General features: G+C 47.2%; 2 protein-coding genes. Both read left to right on the forward strand.

Going from position 1 to position 3,109, the window contains the following annotated elements:
- Window positions 1–1,122: xylose isomerase (gene xylA / locus AC4E7D_RS13380; protein WP_490174285.1), on the forward strand; the 1,122-nt coding region annotated here is incomplete at its 5' end.
- 104 nt (window positions 1,123–1,226) lie between these two features.
- Window positions 1,227–2,879, forward strand: coding sequence for a sodium/sugar symporter (locus tag AC4E7D_RS13385; RefSeq protein ID WP_490174286.1), 1,653 nt, complete (start codon window positions 1,227–1,229; stop codon window positions 2,877–2,879).
- The last annotated feature ends 230 nt before the right edge of the window (window positions 2,880–3,109 follow it).

Consider the following 3,109-nt stretch of genomic DNA (forward strand, 5'->3'; position numbering starts at 1 on the left):
ACACAGCAATTTCCCTGGGATGTGCCAACTGATCCCTATGAGGCTGCCCGGGCAAAGGCCGATGCGGCATTTGAATTTATTACCAAACTGGGATTTGACTACTTCTGCTTTCACGATTACGATCTGATCCGGGAAGCCCCCACCTTTTCAGAATCTGAGAAACGTTTGTTTAGCATGGTAGAGTATCTCAAAGAGAAAAAGAAAGCCTCCGGGGTTAAATTGCTCTGGGGCACGGCAAACTGCTTTTCCCATCCCAGGTATATGAACGGTGCAGCTACCAACCCGGATTTCAGGGTCCTGGCACGGGCAGGTGGGCAGATTAAACTGGCCCTGGATGCTACCATTGCCCTCGGTGGGGAGAATTATGTCTTCTGGGGAGGTCGCGAAGGGTATATGTCGCTCCTGAATACTGATATGAAACGTGAATTGGACCATATGGGCCAATTTCTGGGCCTGGCCCGCGATTATGCAAGAGCACAGGGGTTCAGGGGCAATTTCTTTATCGAACCCAAGCCCATGGAACCCATGAAGCACCAATACGACTTCGATGCCGCCACAGTGATAGGGTTCTTGCATCAATACGGTTTGCAGGACGACTTTAAACTCAATATTGAGGTGAATCACGCTACCCTGGCCGGCCATACCTTCCAGCACGAACTGGAAGTAGCAGCAAGCCACGGCCTATTGGGGAGCATTGATGCCAACAGAGGGGATTATCAGAATGGCTGGGACACGGACCAGTTCCCTAACAACATCAACGAGGTAACAGAAGCCATGCTCGTTTTCCTTAAATCAGGTGGACTTCAAGGGGGCGGGGTAAATTTTGATGCTAAAATACGAAGGAATTCCACCGATCCGGAAGATGTGTTCCATGCGCATATTGGAGGGGCGGATACCTTTGCCCGTGCCTTGCTCATAGCAGACAATATCATCCGCTCTTCATCTTATGAAGGACTACGCAAGGAACGCTACCACTCTTTTGACCAAGGCCAGGGTAAAGCTTTTGAAGAAGGAAAATTACAACTAACAGACCTCTATGATATTGCCATGGCAAATGGAGAACTGGACTTACAAAGCGGTAAACAGGAACTCTTCGAGAATATCATCAACCAGTACATATGAATTTGCGGAAAAGCCAGTAAGTTTTACCATTGCTTTCCCAAAATTGCTATCAGGATTGTATATTATGGAAGCGATATGCAACTAAATAACCTCAACCAAATATTATGACTTCGGCTTTTGGATTCTGGGACTATTTGATTTTTGCCGTCTATGGATGCCTCATTTTAGGAGTAGGCCTCTGGGTCTCCCGCGATAAGGAAGGTCACCAGAAAAATGCAGAGGACTATTTCCTTGCCAGTAAATCGCTCCCCTGGTGGGCTATAGGGGCTTCGCTTATAGCAGCTAATATTTCCGCAGAACAATTTATCGGGATGTCGGGTTCCGGTTTTGCCGTGGGTCTGGCTATTGCCTCCTATGAATGGATGGCAGCCATAACCTTGCTGATTGTTGGAAAATACTTCCTTCCCATTTTTATTGAAAAAGGCCTGTACACCATACCGGAATTCGTTGAAAAACGGTATTCCACAAATCTGAAGACCATTCTGGCGGTTTTCTGGATTGCCCTTTATGTTTTTGTCAACCTGGCTTCTGTGCTCTATCTGGGTTCCCTAGCGCTGGAGACGATTATGGGCATCCCCATGATCTATGGGGTAATTGGACTGGCCCTGTTTGCGGCGGCCTATTCTCTTTACGGCGGTCTTTCAGCTGTAGCCTGGACGGATGTGATACAGGTGATTTTCCTCGTCCTTGGTGGCCTGGTAACTACCTATCTGGCCCTGAATTCGGTTTCCGACGGGCAGGGGATTTTAGTCGGAATAAAAACGGTATACGAGACCGTCCCTGAAAAATTTGTGATGATATTAGACAAATCCAATCCGGAGTACAAGAACCTGCCCGGATTAGGCGTACTCGTTGGTGGCCTCTGGGTGGCGAACTTATATTACTGGGGCTTTAACCAGTATATCATACAAAGGACCCTTGCGGCCAAGTCCCTGAGGGAATCACAAAAAGGGATTATCCTGGCAGCCTTCCTCAAAATTATTATCCCCGTAATTGTAGTTATTCCCGGTATTGCAGCCTATGTCATGGTCAATGATTCCGGAATACTTGGCCGCCTTGGCGAAACCGGGCTTCAAAATCTGCCCTCACTGGCGCAGGCAGACAAAGCTTATCCCTGGCTGCTGCAATTCCTGCCTGTAGGGCTCAAAGGAGTCGCCTTTGCAGCCCTGACGGCAGCAGTGGTTTCCTCCCTGGCTTCCATGTTAAACTCCACCTCAACGATTTTTACAATGGATATCTATAAGCAATACGTCAACAGGAATGCCTCGGATAAAGCCACAGTTAACGTAGGGCGCATTTCTGCTGCTATTGCCTTGATAATTGCCAGTATTATGGCTCCCTTACTGGGAGGTATTGACCAGGCCTTTCAATTCATCCAGGAGTATACCGGTTTAGTGAGTCCCGGTATTTTAGCCGTATTCGTTTTGGGCTTATTCTGGAAGAAAACGACCAACAAAGGCGCCATAGCAGGGGCATTGGCGTCTATTCCTATCGCCCTTTACTTCAAGATCTCCCCCAATGGTTGGGCAGATCATGCGTTCTTTGTGAATGTACCCTTCCTGGATCAAATGGGATATACCTGCCTGCTCTCCATGCTGGTGATCGTGTTGGTAAGTCTTGGTCAAAACAAAGGTGCAGATGATCCAAAGGGTATCCTTATTTCCAGAAAGACCTTTGCGACCAGTCCTAAATTCAATATTGGGGCGTTTGCGGTCATGGTCATTACGGCAGCTATTTATGCCCTGTTCTGGAATTAAATGAGCGTCCTGAAATTTGAAAAACAGCCTAATTATCCTGAGTCGCAGCCTTTATTTTGAGTTAATTGTTAAATGGAATATAAACTCCTGCATTCCCCGAAAACATTAACCTCATCGGCTTTTTGATTCGTAGGAGTTTCCGTATCTTGCGTCTTCTTTGCAAGGTAGAATGAGAAGGATCTGGGGATTATTTATTTTAATTGTACTTCACGCGGCCTGCGAACAGGAAA

The sequence above is a fragment of the Lentiprolixibacter sp. genome (assembly GCF_982873095.1).

Excerpts from the sequence above, each read along its gene's own strand:
- AC4E7D_RS13385 (WP_490174286.1), top strand. The coding sequence starts at position 1,227 with ATGACTTCGGCTTTTGGATTCTGGGACTATTTGATTTTTGCCGTCTAT.